Here is a 23,149-nt window from a genome sequence, read left to right as displayed (position 1 = left end):
ATTTATTCTTATTAGCCTTGTAGAATATGTTCTATTTTTTGGAGTTCATCATGTGTGAAATCTAAGTTATGCAAGCATTTCAACGAGTCTTCTAACTGCGAAACCCGGCTTGCCCCAATCAATACCGACGTAACTCTGTAATCTTTTAATAACCACGCCAATGCCATTTGTGCCAGTGTCTGGTTGCGGTCTAATGCCAGGGTATTTAATTGCTGAATTTTAGCAATAACGCCTTCACTCACCTGATTTTCTTGTAAGTACCCATGAGGTTTGGCTGCTCTTGAATCTGCCGGAATCCCTTTCAGGTATTTATCTGTTAATAAACCTTGTGCCAGAGGTGAGAAAGGAATACAACCTACGCCATTTTCACCTAAAACATCTAATAAACCTCCTTCTACCCAACGCTCAAACATAGAGTATTTGGGTTGGTGTATCAGGCAAGGTGTTCCTAATCGGCTTAGTATTTCAATGGCTTTAGCTGCCTCTTCTTCCTGATAGTTTGAGATGCCCACATATAGGGCTTTACCCTGCCTTACAATTAAATCCAATGCCGACATGGTTTCTTCTAAAGGCGTATCAGGGTCAGGGCGGTGATGGTAAAATATATCGACATAATCCAGCCCCATGCGTTTCAGGCTCTGGTCGAGGCTTGCAATGAGGTATTTTTTTGAACCCCATTCACCATAAGGCCCTTGCCACATCAGATAACCTGCTTTAGATGATATTATCAGTTCGTCACGGTAGGGAGCAAAGTCTTTCTTCATTAAAACTCCGAAATTTTCTTCTGCCGAACCAGGAGGCGGACCATAATTGTTGGCTAAATCGAAATGGGTAATGCCATTATCAAAAGCAGTGCGTAAAATGGCACGATAGTTTTCAAATACATCAACTCCGCCGAAATTATGCCAGAGTCCTAAAGATATGGCAGGTAATTTTAAGCCGCTTCTGCCACATCTACGGTAAGTCATTTGTTCATAACGGGAAGGGTTTGCCAGATAGGTCATGTAAACTTTTTTTAGGGTTATTCAAATTTTTTTCCAACAGTCAGTCCTTTCCAGGTATCTGTTCGGAAAGGGCTGGCTGGTAAACCATCTATATTAAATAAATTGGCATCTTCGGGTGCATCAGCCCAGCCATATCTCACTGCCACGGGCTTTAAACCTTTCGGATGATAAACCACTACTTTATCACCAACAATGTCGGCTTTGGCATAGTAAAATGCCTGATTATCGTCTGCAATTTCAAAACCTTTCAGATAACCGAATTTGTCTTTTGCTATTAATCCTTTGCCTGTATATTTAAAAGAAAGTATGGCTTTGTTGTCCTCAAAGGTTACAGACTCAAATAGAGGCCCTGAAGGCAGTACTTCTTGTCCATAATCAAATTTTAGTGCATTTACTGCCAGCCGATGTCCTACGTCCTGCTTGTTGGTAGGATGAATATCCTTTGGATTACCCACATCAGTTGTTACTGCCATTCCAGTTTTGGGCAGGCTCAAAGTCATCGTCTGGGCTTCTCTTAATTCGCCCCAGTTACTGCCCTGATTACTATTCTGGTAATCGCCGTAACTCGACAACTGAACAAAATAGAATGAAAAATCATCTTTCCACTGTTTACGCCAGTCATTAATCATAAGCGGAAAACTCTTTCTGTATTGATAGGCTCTTGAGGCATTACTTTCACCCTGATACCATAAAGCCCCTCTGATGGCAAAAGGTACTAAGGGCGCAATCATTGAATTGTAAATAGTTGTTCCTAAATTATTACTTGAATGAAGGTATTCGTGTGCATCGGCAAATGAAGGCATAATTTTCCAGCCATTAGCCAGACTGATTTTATCAGTTCCGGCGCTTACGAATAAATCATCTGCTCCGCCCATCAGTCCCAGTCCATACCATGACGGATTAATCATTTTACCGAATTTTATCATCAACTGGTTATTACCTGCTTTCCAGGTATTAGCCGGAATACGGATTTTACGAGTGCCTTTTTCTGCACCTTCGTACACCAGTTTGCCGTTGATGTAGATTTCATTCTGGCTATCCTGAATGCCTAAACCTAAAGTAGTTTCTTTAGTGACCATATCAGCAGGCATATCAACTGTACGCCCCATATACCCATTCCCCCGGAACATCCAGACACCTTTCCAGTCCCATTGTCCTAATGGATTTCCGACACTTAACCATTTTGAGAAATCATAATTGGCTTCGGTGTATTTCTTTTCATCGGCTATGGTTGGCGCAATTTCGGTACCAAGCAAGGTTTTCATGGTTTTTTTGTCGTGTATGGCATCGGCATCAGCCCAGTTGTCAGGCAGGCTTTGCGCATAAGATTTCAGTTCGTCATCAGTCAGCATAGCTTCACGGCTAATCCACCCTTCTATCTGAGACCCACCCCAGGAAGAGTGAAGCAAACCAATAGGAATGTTCAGTTTCTGATACAACTCACGGGCAAAAAAGAATCCTACGGCTGTGAAATTGCCAACAGTTTTCGGTGAACAGATTTTCCATTCGCCTGATTTCAGGTCTGTCTGGGGTGTCATGCTTACCTCATGCGCTACATAAAACTGTCTGATTTGCGGGTAATCGGCATCTTTCTTTTCTTCAATATAATTGTTTGCCTGTGCCACCGGCCATTCCATATTCGATTGCCCTGAACAGAGCCATACTTCACCAATCAGAATGTCATTGATAGTCAGATTGCCCGATTTGGCCGTAGCAGTCAATTGGTGAGGGCCTCCGGCTTCCATAGGTGAGAAGCGAACCATCCACTTACCTGAAGCATCAGCCTTTGCTGATTGAGACTGGTTGCCTAAGGCTACTTTTACATTTTCGTTTGGTGCTGCCCAACCCCATACCGGAATAGGTTTCTGGCGTTGCACAACCACGTGGTCGGAAAATAACCGAGCTAATTTTAATTGGGCAAATGCTGCTGTGTGAAATGATAGAAGCAGCAGAACCGATACACATCGTTTCATGGCGAGGTACATTAAAGGAGGTTGAATAAGTTTTATGCCTTAAAGTTATTACTTTTTATACAATCTCTTACGACAATCTTCTGATAACTTCCATACAGGCACGGGCGTTGTGATAGGGGCATTTCCAGAATCCGGCTTTGTCATGCCGTTTCATGGGTTGGTTATTGCCATCTAAACCCCAGTACCATTCGCCACTTGGCGTTACCAGAGATTTTTTGATGAATTCCCAACTTGCCAGCGCATGGTCTAAAAACGATTTTTGTTTTGATATTTCATAAGCATTCAGAAAACCAACCATCGCTTCTGCCTGTACCCACCAGTGTTTTTCTTTGTTCAGATGATGGGCATCCTGCTCGTTGAACATGCCGCCATCGGTATCCAGCCCTTTTTCTGAGGCTTTGGCAATCTGCACAGCTATTTTTTTTATTTCTTCCAGCCGCTTTTTATCACCTAAAACCTCTGCGGCTTCAACCAATAACCACGATGATTCAATATCATGCCCAAAGGAGACAATATCCGATTTTACTGTCCAGTCGTCGGCAAAGAACAGGTGTTGGGTATGGGTTTGTTTATCTACAATATGTTCGGTAAAATCTTTTAACAGTCCTTTGATTTGTTTAGCAAGATGTTCATTTTTCCAGACTCTGTATAGATTGGTATAAGGCTCAATGATATGCAGATGCGTATTCATTGATTTTTTCTGGTCTTCTTTGCCTTGCGTAATCACCTTATCTTGCATAATTTTCCAGTCGGCAGTAGTTACCTCATAATACCCTCCATGTTTCTTATCAAAAGCCACATGTTCAAGAATCTGAAACAATTCAATGGCTTTGTCTAATGCGTGTTTGTCATGAAATGCCCGATAGTATTCAGAAAAACCATATAACATAAAGCCTTGTCCATAGATTTGCTTATGGGTTTCTTTAGGATTCCCTTGATAGTCAACCGACCAGTAACCTCCACTGTTTTTTGAGTCCCAGAAATGCGCCAGCAGATATTCATAGGCTCGCTTGGCTGTTTCTTTATAAATAGTTTTAGGCTGATGAATATAAGCCGAAGAGAATGTCCAGAGAATCCGACTGTTTAGAACCAACCCTTTTTCGGCATCGGTAATAATCTTATCGTCGGCTGTGATTTTTCCATAAAAACCACCATTTTCCTGGTCGATACTATGATTAAGCCAATAATTCAGAATGTTGTCTAATTCTTTCTCTACTTCGCTGCGAAATGTTTTCAAATCCATTGGTAAAAGATGATTGGGTTGATTAGGGTATTATAAAAGATAATGTATATACTCTTGATAATCAGGCATTAATCAGCTTTGATGTCTTCGAATAAACTAATTTTTTTTCAATAATCCTATTCAGGTTTCTACAGTAGTCTATTAATTTTTTTATGCTCCGGTGGCTACGTGCATACGTGTATCCGACGAGGCTTATTAGATAAAAACTGTGCCGTCTTCATCTAAAATATAGCCATTAGAGAACGCTACATGAGACACGTCTCCCACACGTTCGGTGCGGGGGCTTTGAAATATCCTGCAAATTTATGAATCACCTTTGTTAAGTCATAAAGGTTGGTCATAAACATATATAATACATAACGTAATCCGTCGGCTGTATTTCTTACGCCATGTAACAGATGTAACCAGCCTTATGGCGTTTTCAAAGGAGCCGGGCCTTGTCCGTTTTTTACTTCATAAACGGTATGATAGCGTTTTTCGTCAATGATATATTCTTTTTCAGCCACTGCATTTTCCATCGAATCGGTAAAGCCTAAGCCAATGCTCCCTCCGGTTCCTGCTTCAATAAAACATCTTGAGAACGTGTATAAAGTGTATATTTCCCATTCACAAATTCAGGGTGCAGTACCACATTTCTGTGTTGCGGAGAGGGGGTTTTAAATCAGGCAAACGTTCCCAATCAACCAGGTCTTTGGTGCGTAGTATGCCACACTGTGCTATCGCAGCTGAATAGCTGTGAATTTGGCTTTTGTCGATACATTGAAAGGAGTGCAAAAATGCTTGATTAGAGTTTTTCTGAAAAAAGATGTTCACCTATTGAAAAAATGTCAGGAGCTTTTTAGCTTTATGAGATTAGTATGCAGGTAATGATTCCTGTCTTGAATGTTTCAGCCATTTTGTCAGTAAAAATGTATTGGCAAACTTCTTGACAATTTGCTTATAACTATTAAAAAAGGAGAAAAAATGTTATCTTTTTTGTCGTCTTCAGCTACTGAAGACAATTCTATACAACAGTCATCGAATGATGAGCAGATTTTAGACGCTTATTCCCACACCATTACGCAAGTAGTAGAAAAAGCCAGTAATTCGGTAGTGCAGATTAAAGTTTTGAAAAAAACTATTCAAAACCAGAATCAGCGATTGAGACAACCGCAGGAAGCGGGTGGTTCAGGTTTTATTATTTCGAGCGATGGATTTGTTATTACCAATAATCATGTGGTGAGCAATGCCGAAAGAGTAGAAGTAGGATTGATGGATGGGAGAGTCTTTGAAGCAACCATTATAGGGACTGACCCTTATACCGATATTGCGGTATTAAAAATCTATGCCGATTCATTGAAGCCTTTACGGTTCAGCGATTCGGATAAACTGAAAGTCGGACAGATAGCTATCGCTATTGGTAATCCTTTGGGTTTTCAATATACCGTAACGGCAGGTGTGGTAAGTGCTTTGGGTAGAACATTAAGAAGCGAAACCGGAAGAATGATTGATGATGTAATTCAGACCGATGCTTCTTTGAATCCGGGTAATTCGGGCGGGCCTTTAGTTAATTCTTTTGGTGAAATTATCGGGGTAAATACAGCCGTGATTGCTGCCGCACAAGGTATCTGTTTTGCAGTTTCAGCAAATCTGACCAAATATGTGGCTGGAAAACTGATTTTAGAGGGTAAAGTAAAAAGAGCACAATTAGGTATTGCAGGGCAAGTAGTAAACCTGAGCGAAAGAATGATTGGTTATAATAAATTAACTACTCGCACGGGTGTATATATCAGCGAGGTAATTGCTGATGCCAACGCCCATAATAGTGAGCTTCACCGGGGTGATATTATTGTAGGTTTGAATGAAAAGCCCATTTCTTCGGTAGATGATTTGCATAAGATACTGAACGATGAATTGATTAATCAATATGTTACGGTGAATCTTTTGCGTGGAGGTACCAGGAAAAATGTAAAAGTACTGACTGGAGAGTTGAGATAATGGAATGTTATCGGTAAAGAGCCTGACCTGCTAAAATAGTACATCTTAGTTGGCGTAGAATTGTGCGCTTATAGAGTATAGGTGCTATTTAAAACGTCAGCAGGTTCTTTACCTGAAACAATCCTGTACCTTCAGATGTTAATGTTATAAAACCATTATACGCATCAATGCACACCTTGCATCGTACTCAAAAACTGCCCTTAACTGTATCACAAGCCTGGAAATTTCTTTCGGCACCAGCTAATCTTAAAGTTATAACGCCCGCTTATATGGGTTTTGAAATGACCTCACTACACCACGGTTCAGAAATGTATGCGGGACAAATTATTACCTATATTGTAAAACCCGTCTTAGGTATTCCGTTAAAATGGTGTACTGAGATAACCCATGTACAAGAACCCGATTATTTTGTAGACGAACAACGCTTTGGCCCTTATACATTCTGGCATCACCAGCATAAACTAAAAGAAATTCAGAATGGCGTATTGATGGAAGATATTGTGCATTATAAACTTCCTCTCTGGTTTCTGGGTAATATCGCTAATAGTTTGTTTGTCGAACGTCAGTTGGCTGATATTTTTGAGTTCAGGCAAAAGAAACTTATCGAACTTTTTGGTGAATATAATGAAGACATCTCTATTAAAAACTAAAGGCTTCGAGATTCAACCCAAATCCTTTAGTTTATACTGATTGGTAAAACCTATTTTTTCAGATACTTATTAAACCAACTTATATATCGCTCGAAACGGTCTTTCTGGAAACTCGGATTTGTAATTCCATGAAACTGTCCGGGATAGATAATCAGTTCAGTTGGAATACCCAAAGACCTGAAAGCCTGATACATCTGTTCGCTCCCAACTGACGGTACATTAAAATCACTTTCGCCTACCATAAACTGGGTCGGCGTTTTAATGCGGTCTGCCTTTAAGAATGGATAGGAGAGCGACACATATTTATCAAAATTTTTCCAGGGTGAGCCTAATTCGTTTTCATATTGCAGAATATACTGGTCAACACCATAGAGTGAAGAAATCATGGCTACACCTGCACCACTTGAAGCCGCTTTAAAGCGGGTATCAGTTGCAATGGTATAGTCTGTCAGGATACCGCCATAACTCCAACCACCAATGCCAAGTTTATCGGCATCGGCTATGCCATTCTGTACCACATAATCTGCTGCACCTAAAATGTCAATCACCTCTTTATTTCCCCAGTCAGCCCATATAGCTTTGCAGAAATCCAATCCACGTCCGGTTGAACCTCTGTAGTTGACAGCTACTACATTATATCCTGCACCTGACAACATCTGACGGGTAAGGTCGAAACTAAATTCATCCTGAGCTACCGGACCTCCATGTATCATAAAAATAGTAGGCAATTTCTCTGTTTTGCTGGCATTGGCAGGTCGGTAGAGTATGTTTGAAACACTGGTGCCGTCTTTGCTTTTAGAGGTAAACCCCTCTACGGTAGCCAACGATAATTTTGAAACAAAATCTTCGTGGTGCTTCGTTAATCTTCGGGGTACATTGTTCTCTAAGGCATAAATCTCCAAGGGTGTCTGTGGGTCACTCATGGTAGTCAGAAAATTACCTGATGGATGCCTTTCTAACGTATTAAATGATTTATTTCCACTCAGAATTTTGTTCATTTTACCATCAGCAATAGTAAACTGGGCAATGTATCTTATCCGGTCATCGGCTACAAGTGCGTAAATACTGTTTCCGTCTTTCGACCATCTGGGGGCTGTTACTGGTCTGTCCAATGCTTTACTCAATAAGGTAGGTTCACCACCATCTTTTGAAATAGTACATAGAATAGACTGGTCGTACATGATATAGTTTTCAGAAGAGGTACTTCTTAAGTACGTAATTCGCTTCCCGTCAGGGCTCCATTCCATAGAACCATCTCTACCTGTCCAGGTGGTGAGTTGTTTCATTTTGGCATTCGGTTTGGCATCAATTACCCATATATCCGAGTTTTCATTTCTATCAGGGTCTTCAGTACGGTTACTGATGAAGGCAATCTGACCACCATCCGGCGACCATTTCGGATTCGTCTCATCAAAATTACCTTTGGTTAGTGTATCAATTTTTTTGGTAGCAATGTCATACAGATATAAATGCACAGGTTTCTTAGTCAGATATCCCTCCACATCCTGTTTAAACTGAAATCTATCCAATACAATCGGTTTAGGTGTTTTGTTTTTAGAGGTATCGGCAGGACTTTTGATAACCAGCGCAATCTTTTTGCCGTCCGGCGACCAGGCATAGTCTGTTAGATCGCCTTTTTTCAAGTCTGTTAATTGTTTAGCTTCTCCGCCTCTTCTGTCCATCAGCCATATCTGGCTGCTTGTTAGTCCGTTTCTTGCCGATACAAACGAAAAATATTTTCCATCAGGACTCCATCGTCCCTGAGATTCACCATCGGGGCTATAGGTTAACTGGATAGATTCTTTCCCATCCCACGATACCATCCAGATATCGGCATTCCGCTTATTTTTTATAGAGTCAACAGAAGAAAGTGTATAAGACACCCAATTGCCATCAGGCGAAATCTGTGGGTCGCTTATATTCTGTAAGCGGTAAACGTCAGAGGGCTTTAAATTTCTTTTAGTAGATGTTGATTGCGCATAACCAAGCGTGAAAGAAAACATAAAGACGGCCAGCACAGGCACGAGTTTTTTCATGAAATAAGGTGATGTTTAGTGAGTTGTCAAGTAAAGCAATAAAAATACAATCTTTTAAACTCACTAAACATCGATAGTGCTAATTTTTTTTAGGTAGCCAGCCCTTCAAAACACTTGTTCCGATTTTTAAATCCAATCGATAAATATCTTTTTCGGTTACAATCTCCCAACTTATGGGCAATGATTTGTTTTGCTGGGCTCTTTCATAAATCTCTTTCAATGCTTTATTCGGGAAATAATAAAGGAAATCCATTAATTGAGGATAAGTGGTAGCAGTATTGATTTTTACTAAAGGCTCGTTTGTATTTAGGTTATTGTCTTCAATAGTATTAGATGTATTATTAGCACAACCAACGAGTTTTGTTTTAAACACCGCACCTTTGGGCGCCTCAAAACCCGGTTGGAGAGTAATACCATTTTTAGCATCGTAGGTAACCGTTTTATTGTTACTGATGCTACTCTGCCCCCAGATATTTTTACCATAAATAATGGTGGAATCTTTTGTAATGGCATCTCTGATGGTATAACCGTCAGGGCATTCAAAATCCCATATCCAGAGTTCCTGGCCTTTCAGGGTGTCTGTGGCAGAAAAGTATATTTTCTTATTGTGATATAAAAATTTGTCTTCATCTTCACTTACAGTGGTACTTTTAAGAACTAATACTTTCTTAAAGTTTTCTTTGTTACCGTCCGTAATATAAAAATGCAGGTGAGTGGGGGTTGAAACATGAGTTAATAAATACCTGTCGTCAATATTAAAGAATTTACCCGTACCATAGGGGAAATCATTCACCACATTATCAATAGTAATTAAATGTTTTATCTGATTATTTTTATCAAGCTCATAATAGTCAATTCCGCTCCCAGTATTTATGGTCAGATAAAACTTGTCTTTCAATTGTTTTCCGGCGGCAAAATTACGGTTGTCAATGTGTTGTGTACCGGCGCTGGTTCCATTACTACACCACAAAGTTCCATTATTTATAAAGTATAATTTATCATTATAAACGCCCAATGAATTATACCCGAGTGGAGTTAATAATTTTTTTGTACCATTTGTGGTTCCATCGCTTACCCATAGTTCATATGCGTTACCTGGTTCGCCATAATTATACTTTTCAAAAAGTATTTTTTTCTGCATGGGCCATATCTTAATTCCACTGTTAAGACTTGTACCGGGTAATTGGTCAGGTTGTGCTTGGAATAGTTTTACTGTTCCTGATTTTTTGCCATTTGTTTTCCATAAGGTTGAAAAGTCATTGGAGATAAAGAATAACATGGTATCTACCTTTGTTATCCCAAAAACACCATAATTACCTGTCCCGTTATTCAATGAATCTAAATAAACGGCTAATTTAGGATTTAAAAATGTGGCATCAGATTTCCAGAGATTTCCGTCAGAACCGCAGAAATACAAAGAGTCGTTGAACTCCACCTGTGTCGAGGAGGAACGGATAGGTAATGCACTTAATAATTTAAGTGTTCCAGTAGGAGTAAATTCAACGAATTTATTACTCAGGTTAGCGATATAATTGTTTTTAAATTTTGCTTTGTTATGAAATTCGGTATCTAAAACGTGGCTATTAGTATTACTTCCATCAAACTCTGCATACAATGAAGTAGTAGAGCCATTGGTTCTCCATACTTCGTTTCCATGTGAGATATCGTCTGCCGTGAAATACACATAATCTCCAAGGCCAAACATCAATCTCGGATTAGATGAGGCTATTTGTGTATTTATATCTTTCACCATAAAAGTACCGGCAGCAGTTCCATCAGTACGCCATAATTCATAGCCATGTTGCCCGTCAGATGCACTAAAGTAAAAAATATCATTTACTACCCCTACAGCATTATTGTAACTTCCAAATGCAAGGCCTGGTGCTAAATCAGAAATTTTCTTTACAGTGTTTCCGTCAAATACCCAATAAATAGCATCTCCTGCAAATTCATTCACATTGTTAACTGCAATTCTTTTTTGCTGACAGATATAAAGCTTATTGCCACTACTGTAATAATTAAACAAATCATTATAATTCTGAGGAATAGAAAAGCGAAAAGTGTTTGATTCAAGACTTCCATTATTTTCATAAAAATTAATAGAATTATAATCCGGGCTTATATCAGCGTAATAAAATTTCTGAGCATTGATTAAGATATAATTCTGTAAATTAATTAAAGTGTTCGTAACATGATTAACTTCAGAGGTAGTGGAATTAAATTTACTGATTCTTATTTGCCCATTACTAAAGGAAATAAAATACAGTTCATTAGCAAATTTAAACGGAATATGCACAGAATAATTTGTGTCGCCATCAATTTCAGAAACGACTTTTTGTGTACTTAGACTGTCACCTTTAGATTTCCAGAGCTTAATTCTGTAATCTCCTGCATCAGAACGTTGAAAATACATATCATTATTGACTACTTCGTATCCATACATGCTAACTCTATTATTTTTGAATGTGGTGGTGCCGCTTATAGTACCATCAGTAACAAAAAAGTTTATAGACCCATCGTAGAATGAATGATAATATTTATTATTTAGATAAAATCCTTGCCCGGGATATTGAATTCTGTCAGGCATAATTATCTTCTTCTGCAAACTGGTACCTGCTTCTGTGCCATCAGTTTTCCAGTAGTCAAGGGCATTACCGTTTCTATCATGAATTAAAAAGTATAGCTGGTTATTTAGTTGAAAAAAACCTAAAAAATTAAACTCGTAACCATAATAAACGTATTTTACCAAATAGGTCGAGTCATTTTTAATCTGGTATAAATTACCTTGAAGATATAGATAATTGGAGTTTTTGAACTTGTAAGATGTAGGTGGATTTGAAAAATTTCTGTGGTTAAATTCGTTGGTAGATATTTTTTTTATAGAGCCAGATTGCCCATTAGTAATGTAATATGCATAATTACCATCTTTAGTATCGTTGGCTCTGAAAAAAAGTGTATCTCCCGAGGAAAACGAACCTCCTTGAAAAACATAAGCATTATCAGTTCCTTGTGCTATGTCTTTAAGAACCCGTTGAGAAAAGGCAGGATATAAGCTGCCAATTATGAGAGCAAATAATAGGATAGTTTTTTTCATTCAGGTTTTTAGTCAGTTAAATCAGGTTGTTTGATCAGGTTTATTTCATTTTAGGTAAAAATCCTTTAATGGTATTAAAGCCGATTTTTAAATCCAATCGATAAATATCTTTTTCGGTTACAATCTCCCAACTTATGGGCAATGATTTGTTTTGCTGGGCTCTTTCATAAATCTCTTTCAATGCTTTATTCGGGAAATAATAAAGGAAATCCATTAATTGAGGATAAGTGGTAGCAGTATTGATTTTTACTAAAGGCTCGTTTGTATTTAGGTTATTGTCTTCAATAGTATTAGATGTATTATTAGCACAACCAACGAGTTTTGTTTTAAACACCGCACCTTTGGGCGCCTCAAAACCCGGTTGGAGAGTAATACCATTTTTAGCATCGTAGGTAACCGTTTTATTGTTACTGATGCTACTCTGCCCCCAGATATTTTTACCATAAATAATGGTGGAATCTTTTGTAATGGCATCTCTGATGGTATAACCGTCAGGGCATTCAAAATCCCATATCCAGAGTTCCTGGCCTTTCAGGGTGTCTGTGGCAGAAAAGTAAAATTTATTTTTGTGAAGAATAAACTCATAATCACCTACAATCGGATTGGATTTTTTCAGAACAAAGGCTTTCTTTATATTTTCTTTGTTACCATCTGTTATATAAAAATGATCCTCTCTGGTATCCGTATCCTTTATGATATTTAGTATAAATCGCTCATCTAATTTATAGAAATCTGAAAAAGAAGTATTGTGCAGATTTGTTGGTGCCTCTACCATGTTTAAATATTGAATGGTATTATTTTTATCTATTTCGAAATATTCAAGATTATAGCCTTCTGGTCTCAATAAATAGAGTTTATCTCTTAATCGCATAGCACCTGAAAAAAAACGCTCGTCAAACTGCTGTGTCCCTGCTAATGTTCCGTCACTTTGCCAAAGGTCAAATGATGAGTTAGCAATAAAATATATTCTATTATTAAGGGTACCCATTACCCTAAAGAGGTTGTCAGCAGGTAATTTACGTGTTCCAGCTATTGTACCATCACTCGCCCAAAGTTCATAGTTTGAAGTACTATAATCGGATAATCGTTGGAAATAAAATATTCTATCACTTGCGTAAGGAATTAAATAATTCGGATAAACACTACCCGTAAGGCCTGTGGCAAAACTAAACAGTTTTACTGTGCCGTTTTTTTTGCCGTTTGTTCGCCAGAGTATTGATCCATTATTAGAAGTGAAATACAATAAGCTATCAACTTTTATTAAATCACTTATACCTGAGAATCCTGTTCCATACCCGGTTGAATCTAAATGAACTGCTTTCTTTGTGCCTGCAATGGTACAATCGGTACTCCAAAGATTCCCATCATTCCCCATAAAATAGAGTAGATTCTTGTATTCATGCGGTATTGATAAATAATAAATGGGTAGAAAATCAAGGCTTTTCATATTACCGTCTGGTGTAAACTGATAGAATTTAAAATTAAGATCGGCAATATATGAACTACCATATATTACACTGCATCTAAAATCTGAGCTTGCTACATGTGAATTATTTTGAATTGAACTATTCAAATCAGCATAAAGACTTGTATTTGTGCCATCAGTTCGCCATAGTTCATTGCCATGAGAAATGTCATCAGCCATAAAATACAGATAATTCCCGACACTAAACAAAGGTTTGGCCAAAGATGAAGCCGGGTTTTCATTGATATCTTTTAGTATGTGAGTGCCTGCCGCAGTTCCGTCAGTCCGCCAGAGCTCGTACCCATGCTGCCCATCAGAAGCACTGAAATAAAAAATATTACCAACCACTCCCACAGCATTCATAAAGAGCCCTGTAGCTAAAGCAGGTTTCAAGTCGTTTATTTTTTTCAGTATTAAACCATCATATACCCAATAAGTAACCTCATCTTCAAAACCGTTAGCAGATTGAACCTGTTGACTTACATAATAGTTAGTATTTCCGATAAAAAATTTTATTTGAGAAGACCCCTGATCGGGTATAGTAAATAAAAGATTTTCAGATGCAATACTTCCACTGTTTTCATAAAAGTTCAATGTATTATATTGCCAGGTATAATAATGTATTTTGTTGTTTTTTACAATAGTCTCGTTTACACCATTAAGAGAGTTTGAAATATGAGAAACGTCCAGAGTAGTTGTATCCAACTTACTTATTCGATATTGATTATTACAACTTGATGTGAAATACAAGTCATTATTAAACTTAAATAAATTGTATACCGAATAGTTTGTGTCAGCATCAATAGCTTTCAATACTTTTATGGTACTGGCGCTATCTGCCTGTGTTCGCCAGAGTTTAAGCCTATACCAATTTGGACCAGTATTTTCACGGGGATAGTATATTTTATTGCCTATTTTCTGATAATTATATAACCCAAAATTCTTATTTTGAATCAGATATGTTCCGCTGGCTGTTCCATCAGTAGATATCAAATAATTTCCAGAAGGTGTCGCTAAGCCGTGATAATATTTATTATTCAAATAAAATCCATCTTGGGTTGAAAAAGAATCTGGCACATCAATATAATGGTATAATATCGGCTCTTCGTTTAAAATACTGATTTTCCAGAATTGAAATTTATTTTCTGACCAATTACAGATCAGAAAATGCAGTTCATTATTCAGTTCAAAGAAATTCATCAGAAAATTCGTACCTATACCTTTAATGTGCTGAAGTGAATCACCCTTTATCTTAAAGAGAATACCATGATTAAGCCCATAAATTGTGTTATTAAATTTATAAAAAAGGCTACCTTGTCCAAAATTATGATGTTCAATTTCCGGCTTATAGCGTAATTTTTTGGTAGCTGCAGGAGTTCCGTTCGTTTGGTAGTATTTAAAATTATATCCCCATGTATTGATGTTTGAAGCAACAAAAAATAGGGTATCGCCAGATATAAACGAGCCAGAACTAAAAACTCTTGCATTATCAGTTCCCTGAGCAACATCTTTAAAGATTCGTTGAGAAAAGGCAGGATATACAACAACAGCAATTATTAAAATAATTAATAGGATAGGTTTTTTCATTTAGTTTTTTAGTCAATTATGCAAAAATATATAAACGTATTAATTGAGTGAAGTTTTGACCAACTATTATTTTTCGCTCAAAAACTTCTTCTTAAAACTCAAAGGATTTTCGCCTGTTACTTTCCTGAATGTGCGGTTAAAATAGGAGAGACTTTCAAAACCGCACCCAAAACAGGCTTCAGTTACGTTCTTATCTAAAAGCAAAAGTTTCTGTGCCTGGTTGATGCGGTAATAGTTGAGAAATTCAACAAAGGTGAGTCTGGTTATTTTTTTAAAATATCGACAAAAGGCCGATTTATTTAGATTTGTCAGGGCTGCTACCTCCTCAATTTCAATCTTTTCCTTATACCGCAAATCAATGAAATGGTAGATGCGTTTCAGACGTTCCTGCTCTTTTTTATTATGCTGGTTTTCTACAGGTTTGGGATGGAGTAAAATCATTTCATTACTTTGGGCAAGTACCTGAAAAATGCTCAGGATTTCTAAAAACTGTTCGAAATGCCCCAGATTTTTTAGATTTTTGAGCCTTTTTTTGAGCAGTAATTTGGTGTTACTGCCAAAGGCAATGCCATGTTTGGCTTGTTCAAAAAGCTGATAAACGGCAGATAATTCAGGAATGTTAGCAAAAGCATTTCCTAAAAAGTCTTGCCTGATTTGTACAACTACTTTTTCACATTCGGTTTTTACACCATAATCAAAATTAAGATGAGGGATATAAGACCCGATAAAAACTAAATCGCTTCCTTCAAATCTGGAAATATGTTCGCCTACATGACGGGTGCCATTAGCTCCCTCGATATACACCAATTCAAATTCAGGATGAAAATGCCAGTAAAAAACATCATTCAGCCTTGGGTTGATAATTAGCCTGAACGAACTGTCTGAGTCAGGCGTAAATTCTTCGAAATGCAATTTCATATTTTTCGTAACTGACTTCTAACCAGCATCGTGCTCATTCGCATGTAATTTTGTCTGTTATTTTCAATACGCTGATAAATATATGAATTAAATGTCAATATTGTTCAAAAAATGGTAATTATTGGAGTAGAAAATCGCAGGTAAAACGCTGTAAGTTTGTATCATTATTTTAATTCAAAATATAATAAAATATGGAACTTAAACAACAGACCATGATGCCTACGATGGCTCCGACAATGGCAGTAACTGCTCCGAAACAAAACGATGCACATAAAGATATTCCGGGTAATCCCTCTACTGCCACCAGTAGTTCAATCAAATTAAATGACCGTTCTAACGGAAAGCCATTGAGGGTTTTGAGTGAAGAAGACTGGAATTTCTGGATTCATAATGGCTATATTATTATTAAAAATGCAGTACCGAGAGAACAAGCCTTAGAAACCGCCAGATTTATCTGGGAATTTGAAGAAAAAGACCCTGAAAACAAGGAAACCTGGTACACCGCTCCACGTGCCGAAATGCAGATGAAAGAACTGACCGGAAGTGGTATGGTAGAAGTGTATAACAATCAGCACTTATGGAATAACCGACAAATGCAAAGGGTATATGATGCTTTTGTGGATATATGGGGTACAGAAAAACTCTGGGTAACCATTGACAGAGCCAATCTCAATTTTCCGCTACGGCCACAAGACCAGTTTAAAGGTTTCATTCACTGGGATTATGACCCTGAAACCAAACCACAGAATGTACAAGGGGTATTGGCCTTAGCCGACCAGACTGACGAAAATATGGGTGGGTTTCAGTGTATCCCTGAGTTATTCCGTACTTATGATACCTGGAAGTTGACCCAGCCCGAAGACAGAAACCGCTTTAAACCCGATACAACCGGATTTGAAGATAAATTTGTAAAAGTAAAATTAGAGGCAGGAGATTTAATGATTTTTAATAGCAGTCAGCCGCATGGTATCAGACCCAATCGGTCGGAAGATAAAGTACGGATTGCCCAGTATATTTCTATGATGCCTGCCGAGGAAGACAACGAAGAGTTGCGTCAGTGGCGTATCAACTCATGGAAAGACCGTATTGCGCCGGAGGGTTATGCGTTTCCGGGCGACCCACGTAAATGGGAACAAACAAAATATGAGACAGCAGAGTTAAACGAATTAGGCGAAAAACTTTTAGGATTGAAAAACTGGTAAATATGCAAAATCAACAGTTAATGACAAGTCTCAGCAATGGTGTACAGATGCCATTACTGGGACTTGGCGTATATGACATGTATAAGCAAGAGGCCGAACAGGCTGTATTATGGGCGTTGGAAACAGGTTACCGTCTGATTGATACTGCCAGTATGTATAGAAACGAAGCGGAAATTGGTAATGCAGTACGACAGAGTGGGATAAACAGAAACGACCTCTTTATTACAACAAAAGTAAATAATACTGACCAGGGGTATGAGAAAACTCTTAAAGCATTTGATGTGAGTTTACAGAAGCTGAACCTGGACTATGTGGACCTTTATCTGGTACACTGGCCTATTAAATTTACCAGAAAGTTTACATGGAAAGCATTGGAAAGGCTGTACCATGAGGGTAGGATAAAAGCTATTGGGGTAGCCAATTATCTGATTCCGTTTCTGGAAGAACTGCAAATTGAAGCTACGGAAATTCCGATGGTGAATCAGGTAGAATTCAGTCCGTATCTGTATCTGGAAGATTTACTGAACTATTGTAAAGAACGGAAAATTCAACTACAAGCGTATTCTCCTTTGGTAAGAGGTCAGCGAATGTCAGACCCTAAATTATTAAGTATGGCGGAGAAGTACAAGAAAACTCCTGCACAGATTATTTTACGCTGGGCTTTACAATTGGGTGTTTCTACCATACCTAAATCATCTAATTTGGACCGCCTCAAAGAGAATTTCGATGTGTTTGATTTTGAAATCAGTGAGCAGGATATGGCCTATATCAATAGTTTTAATGAGAACCTCAGGATAGTAGAAGACCCTATGGAATTGTATTAGAATTTCATAGGGTTTTTCCAAAGATTATCGTATTTTTAAGAAAAAACACGGCTATACACCCAAAGAATTCAGTGATAATTATGCCGGAACCAAAACGTATGTTTAAGGTTTAGGCTTGCTGATTGTATTTCCTGTTTGTTTTCAAGGAAGATTTTCTGATAATCAGTTCACCCTCAATGACTTTTGTATAAGGCACAAAAGACTCTTTATTGATGATATTTTCTATAAGTATGCCTGCGGCGGTTTCACCTATTTTAAAAGGAAACTGATGAAAAGTAGTTAATGAAGGCTCAATTAACGAAGCTATCAACTCGTCACCAAATGCAACAATGCCTATTTCTTCTGGTATTCTTACATTCCGTTCTTTCAAAGCCATTATCATTTCAATGCCGTTGGCATAATGAATTGTAAAAATACTGTCAGGTTTTTGTGGTAAACTCAGCCAGTAGTCTAATGCCTTTACTGATTCCTCTTTACTGAAATTGCTATGGTAAATCAGGTCTTCGTCAACCTCAATTCCATGTTTTTCAAGCGCAGCTTTATAGCCATCAATACGGGTTTTGCTAATCAGCAAATCAGCAGGCCCTGCCAATATGGCTATTCTTTTATACCCTTGTGAAATCAGGTGTTCAATCAAAGCAAAGCCTCCTGAAAAATCTTCCTGAATTACTTTAGCCGTGTCAACTTCATTGCATACTCTATCAAAGTGGACTATCGGCAACCCTTTTTTCAGTTGTAGCTTTACGTGTTCAAACGAATTGGTTTCTTTTGAATGGCTGATAAGAAGCCCATCTACCCGGCTTGTTACCAAAGCCTGTACATTAAGTGTTTCGGTATGATGCGACTCGTTAGACTGACAAATCATGACCCGATACCCTGCTTCCGTAGCCACTTTCTGAATGCCTGCCACCACACCTGCAAAGAAAGGCCGTTGAATATCAGGAATAATTACGCCGATGGTATGGGTTTCGCCTCTGTTCAGGCTTTGTGCCAGAAAATTGGGGCGATAATCTAATTCGTTGGCTACTCTTAAAATTTCCTGGCGGGTATTTTCATTGATTTCGGTACTGTTATTCAATGCCCTTGAAACAGTAGAGGGAGAAATGCCCAGCACTTTGGCAATGTCGATAATGGTTGTCTGATGCGGTTTTTTAGTCGTCAGATGATTATGTGGCGTAATGGTAAAATATAGGTTGCAGGCTTTGCAAAACATTCGTTGTTTTCCTCTCACAAAGCCCGAACGGACTACATTTTCTACATTGCCGCATTTTATACATGTTGTCATCTGAAATTATGTTTTTTTAATATATAGGGTTTTGCTTTCGGTGATTTTGTCTGCTACTAACAGTTACCAATTCTGAGACAATTTTGTGAAATTTCATGAATATTACAACTTTTAATAAACTATCGGAAACGTTTCCGAAAACGACACCGATAGGTTTTATATGAATTTTGATAAAATTAGACAGTAGAATCTTTTTTTAATACAAAAAAATAACCTAATATTCTCATGGTATTAATACGGTAACACTTACCTGAGTAAAATACCCGGTAAATGGAACTACTACTACAATTGTATTTTTTATAGAATTACTTAACCACTAATTTCTGTTTTCAGTATAAGAATTAAACCCTTGAAAAAGGGAAACTATGATGAAACAATACCTGTAAAAACAAAAAGCCAGTTGTGCTGCAACACAACTGACTTTTAAAAACATGCCTGATTGACAAGCATTGTCTTGCTCAGAAAACCAATCAAAACAAAACAACCGAAAGTATGAAAAATTTAGTGATTTTACGAAAAATAAAAGAATGAAAAAAGTATAGAAACATTCGGTATCACAACGCTTATTTTCATACATTTTGTTTTTTAGTTATAATGGTGGGTGGTAGTATTCGCCGCCCTCATTTTTTCTGATGTTTTATTAATTCAGGCTGTTATGAAATTTATAGATAGGATTATTTTTACGGCGTTATTACTCATTACTCTTCCGGCATATAGTGAAGTCAAACTACCCCGATTAGTCAGTGATGGCATGGTTTTGCAGCAAAATGCCAAAGTTCAACTATGGGGCTGGGCAAAAGCAGGAGAAGCAATTACACTTCAATTCAATAATCAGACTTACCATACAAAAACTGCTACTGATGGTAAATGGCAGCTTACGATTTTAACTAAAAAAGCCGGAGGTCCTTATGAAATGACGATTTCAGGCGAAAATCAACTTAAAGTTAAAGATATTTTATTGGGTGAGGTATGGGTTTGCTCCGGGCAATCAAATATGGTTTTGCCAATGGAACGTGTGAAAGAAAAATATGCTGATGTAATTGCAAAAACAAATAATCCATTAATCCGCCATTTTTTTATACCCACACGTTACAACTTTAATCAACCACTCGAAGATTTTCAGTCGGGTAAATGGGAGGCCGCCACACCTGAAAACATCATGCGGTTTACGGCAACAGGCTATTTTTTTGCCAGAAAACTTTTTGATAAATACCAAGTGCCTATCGGATTAATTAATGCAAGTGTGGGCGGCACTCCGGTAGAAGCATGGATTAGCGAAGATGGATTAAAAGCATTTCCCCAATATCTGTCTTTAACCCGACAGGTAAAAGACAGTGCGTATGTGAATCAAGTCCGCAGAACCGAGGGAGCTATTACCAGCCAATGGTATTCAAATCTCAGGAAGAATGATGCAGGCATGAACGGACCTAAGAAATGGTTTGAAAATGATTACGATGCTTCGGCATGGCCAACCATGACCCTGCCAAACTTCTGGGAAGATGCCGGGCTAAAAAATACCAACGGGGTAGTATGGTTCAGAAAAGAAATAGAAGTGCCGGAGTCGATGACCGGAAAAGTGGCTAAATTCTATTTAGGGCGCATTGTAGATAGCGATTCAGTGTATGTAAATGGCAAGTTTGTAGGTACAATTGGTTACCAATATCCACCACGGAGGTACGAAATTGCCAAGGATATACTAAAGCCCGGTAAAAATATTATTGTAGCCCGGGTAATCAATACCTCAGGTAAAGGCGGTTTTATTAAAGATAAAAATTATCAGATTATTGTAGGCAATGAAGTAATAGATTTAAAAGGAAACTGGCAATATAAATTAGGGGGAGCTTCAGAGCCGTTGCCTGCTACTACGTTTTTCCAGTACAAGCCTGTAGGACTATACAATGGCATGATAGCTCCTCTGATTAACTATAGAATCAAGGGCGTAATATGGTATCAGGGGGAATCGAATGCAGATAAGCCCGATGATTATCATCTGCTTTTTTCGACTATGATTATGAACTGGCGGCAGAAATGGAATCAGGGTAGTTTTCCGTTCCTGTTTGTACAGTTAGCAAATTTTATGGAGCCTAAAGATTTACCCTCAGAAAGTAAATGGGCAGAGCTAAGAGAAGCGCAGTCGGAGACATTGGGTGTGCCTGAAACAGCAATGGCCACCATTATTGATAGTGGTGAATGGAATGATATTCATCCGTTGAACAAAGAAACTGTAGGCCAACGATTGGCATTAGCGGCTGAGAAACTGGCATATCAAGATAAAAATATCGTATTTTCAGGGCCTACTTATGAATCAATGAAAGTGAAAAAACATAAAATTATTCTGAGTTTTTCGAATACTGGCAGCGGGCTAATGGCAAAAGGTGGAGACGAGTTAAAACATTTTGCAATAGCAGGGGCTGATAAGAAATTTGTCTGGGCAAAAGCCCGAATCAAAGGAAACAAAATTGAGGTCTGGAATGAGCATATTCCCAATCCGGTAGCCATCAGATATGCCTGGGCTGATAATCCCGATACAGCCAATTTATATAACAGAGAAGGGTTACCTGCTTCACCGTTTAGAACAGATAAAAAATAAGTCATAAAGGATTATAAGTTATAAATAGGAAATTAACAAGTATGATTCACACAATGCGATGGTTTGGGCCAAAAGACCCGGTTTCATTAATGGATATTCGGCAGGCAGGTTGCACGGGTGTGGTAACAGCTCTGCACCAGATTCCTGTAGGTGAAGTATGGTCTGTTGAGGCGATTGAAGAAAGAAAGAGACTGATTGAGGCAGATAACGCTCAGTTTGTGCCTTTGCATTGGTTGGTTGTAGAAAGCCTTCCGGTGCATGAAGACATCAAAAAAGGTTTGCCGGGCAGAGACCAGCTAATTGAGAACTATAAAATTTCATTACAGAATCTGGCTGAATGTGGTATCCATACGGTTTGCTATAATTTCATGCCAGTGTTAGACTGGTCAAGAACAAATTTAAGTTACGAAATGCCTGATGGTGGTAAAGCCCTGCGGTTTGTCTGGGAAGATTTTGCGCTTTTTGATTTGTATATTCTGAAACGCCCCGGCGCTGTAAAAGATTATACAAACGAAGTGCAGATAAAATCACTGAACAGAATGAATCAGATGTCGGCCGAAGAAATTGCTACTTTAACAAATACGGTTTTATTAGGCTTGCCCGGCTCAGAAGAAGCCTTTGATTTGCATACTTTTCAAGGGTTATTAGATAATTATAAAACTATCGGCGACAAAGAATTAAGGGAAAATCTTTACTATTTTATAAAACAGGTTGCCCCGGTGGCACAAGAAGTAGGCATTAATCTATGTATTCACCCCGATGACCCCCCGAAGCCATTGTTAGGTTTGCCACGGGTTGTAAGTACGGAAAACGATTTAAAACAATTGATGGAGGCGTGTAATATCAGAAACAATGGGATTACTTTTTGTACAGGCTCATTGGGCATAAGAGAAGATAACGATTTAGCAGGAATGATTGAAAGGTTTGGCGATAGGATTCACTTTCTGCATTTAAGAACTACCAAAAGAGAAGAGAATCCATTGAATTTCCATGAAGCGGCTCATCTGGTAGGCGATGTGGACATGTATGAAGTAATAAAAGCCATCGTAGTCGAAACCCGTAAAAGGAAAAAGGACGATAAAGCTGACTGGGATATTCCGATGAGGCCAGACCATGGACACCAGATTTTAGACGATTTGCATAAAAAGACATATCCGGGCTATTCGGCTATTGGCCGTCTGAAAGGGTTAGCAGAATTGAGAGGATTGGAAATGGCGATTGAAAGAGCAGAAGAACTTGTATAATTTTACTGAATAGTATTTCAGAAAATACAAAAACGAATCCGGAGAAAAGGGAAGGTT

General features: G+C 38.2%; 14 protein-coding genes. 6 read left to right on the top strand and 8 right to left on the bottom strand.

The genetic code is table 11. The features are described from left to right. Window positions 1–11 precede the first annotated feature (11 nt). The 3 genes from mgrA to EWM59_RS13655 form a co-directional block, all read right to left on the bottom strand. Complete coding sequence (mgrA, locus tag EWM59_RS13665; protein WP_130021538.1) at window positions 12–1,004, bottom strand: L-glyceraldehyde 3-phosphate reductase; 993 nt, start codon at window positions 1,002–1,004, stop codon at window positions 12–14. Window positions 1,005–1,021: 17 nt separating this feature from the next. Continuing rightward, window positions 1,022–2,977 carry a sialate O-acetylesterase gene (locus tag EWM59_RS13660; protein ID WP_130021537.1) on the bottom strand — a complete coding sequence of 652 codons (1,956 nt, stop codon included), beginning with the start codon at window positions 2,975–2,977 and terminating at the stop codon, window positions 1,022–1,024. Window positions 2,978–3,044: 67 nt separating this feature from the next. Continuing rightward, the gene (locus EWM59_RS13655) at window positions 3,045–4,220 is read right to left on the bottom strand and encodes an AGE family epimerase/isomerase (RefSeq protein WP_130021536.1); all 1,176 of its coding nucleotides are present in this window, start codon (window positions 4,218–4,220) and stop codon (window positions 3,045–3,047) included. A gap of 963 nt (window positions 4,221–5,183) precedes the next feature. Here EWM59_RS13655 and EWM59_RS13645 point away from each other — a divergent pair. Next, the gene (locus EWM59_RS13645) at window positions 5,184–6,197 is read left to right on the top strand and encodes a S1C family serine protease (RefSeq protein WP_130021535.1); all 1,014 of its coding nucleotides are present in this window, start codon (window positions 5,184–5,186) and stop codon (window positions 6,195–6,197) included. Between the two features lie 167 nt (window positions 6,198–6,364). Then, the gene (locus tag EWM59_RS13640) at window positions 6,365–6,847 is read left to right on the top strand and encodes an SRPBCC family protein (protein WP_130021534.1); all 483 of its coding nucleotides are present in this window, start codon (window positions 6,365–6,367) and stop codon (window positions 6,845–6,847) included. Between the two features lie 50 nt (window positions 6,848–6,897). Here EWM59_RS13640 and EWM59_RS13635 read toward each other — a convergent pair whose 3' ends face one another. The 4 genes from EWM59_RS13635 to EWM59_RS13620 all read right to left on the bottom strand — a co-directional run bounded on the left by EWM59_RS13635 (window position 6,898) and on the right by EWM59_RS13620 (window position 15,947). Beyond that, window positions 6,898–8,883: a S9 family peptidase gene (locus EWM59_RS13635; RefSeq protein WP_130021533.1), complete on the bottom strand. Its 1,986-nt coding sequence runs from the start codon at window positions 8,881–8,883 to the stop codon at window positions 6,898–6,900. 79 nt (window positions 8,884–8,962) lie between these two features. Further along, complete coding sequence (locus EWM59_RS13630) at window positions 8,963–11,977, bottom strand: ELWxxDGT repeat protein (protein ID WP_130021532.1); 3,015 nt, start codon at window positions 11,975–11,977, stop codon at window positions 8,963–8,965. Window positions 11,978–12,017: 40 nt separating this feature from the next. After that, entirely contained in the window at window positions 12,018–15,029 is a 3,012-nt protein-coding gene (locus EWM59_RS13625) for a 3-coathanger stack domain-containing protein (RefSeq protein WP_130021531.1), read from the bottom strand. Between the two features lie 66 nt (window positions 15,030–15,095). Next, window positions 15,096–15,947 (bottom strand): helix-turn-helix domain-containing protein, encoded by an 852-nt coding sequence (locus EWM59_RS13620; RefSeq protein ID WP_130021530.1) that lies wholly within the window; start codon window positions 15,945–15,947, stop codon window positions 15,096–15,098. 191 nt (window positions 15,948–16,138) lie between these two features. Here EWM59_RS13620 and EWM59_RS13615 point away from each other — a divergent pair, with 191 nt between their 5' ends. Together EWM59_RS13615 and EWM59_RS13610 are read left to right on the top strand one after the other, a co-directional pair. Next, window positions 16,139–17,149 carry a phytanoyl-CoA dioxygenase family protein gene (locus EWM59_RS13615; protein ID WP_130021529.1) on the top strand — a complete coding sequence of 337 codons (1,011 nt, stop codon included), beginning with the start codon at window positions 16,139–16,141 and terminating at the stop codon, window positions 17,147–17,149. 2 nt (window positions 17,150–17,151) lie between these two features. Further along, the gene (locus tag EWM59_RS13610) at window positions 17,152–17,973 is read left to right on the top strand and encodes an aldo/keto reductase (RefSeq protein ID WP_130021528.1); all 822 of its coding nucleotides are present in this window, start codon (window positions 17,152–17,154) and stop codon (window positions 17,971–17,973) included. A gap of 109 nt (window positions 17,974–18,082) precedes the next feature. Here the strand turns inward: EWM59_RS13610 and EWM59_RS13605 are convergent, their stop codons facing one another. Continuing rightward, window positions 18,083–19,258 (bottom strand): LacI family DNA-binding transcriptional regulator, encoded by a 1,176-nt coding sequence (locus EWM59_RS13605; protein WP_130021527.1) that lies wholly within the window; start codon window positions 19,256–19,258, stop codon window positions 18,083–18,085. A 655-nt stretch (window positions 19,259–19,913) separates the two neighbouring features. Here EWM59_RS13605 and EWM59_RS13600 point away from each other — a divergent pair. Further along, window positions 19,914–21,848, top strand: a complete 1,935-nt coding sequence (locus EWM59_RS13600; RefSeq protein ID WP_130021526.1) for a sialate O-acetylesterase — start codon at window positions 19,914–19,916, stop codon at window positions 21,846–21,848. Between the two features lie 41 nt (window positions 21,849–21,889). Beyond that, complete coding sequence (uxuA, locus tag EWM59_RS13595) at window positions 21,890–23,092, top strand: mannonate dehydratase (protein ID WP_229239359.1); 1,203 nt, start codon at window positions 21,890–21,892, stop codon at window positions 23,090–23,092. Window positions 23,093–23,149: the final 57 nt, after the last annotated feature.

Origin of the sequence: Emticicia agri (assembly GCF_004168285.1) — a bacterium.
Taxonomy (GTDB): Bacteria; Bacteroidota; Bacteroidia; order Cytophagales; family Spirosomataceae; genus Emticicia; species Emticicia agri.
Note: the sequence above shows the minus strand (reverse complement) of the source record. Positions and strands in the feature narration are given on the sequence as shown.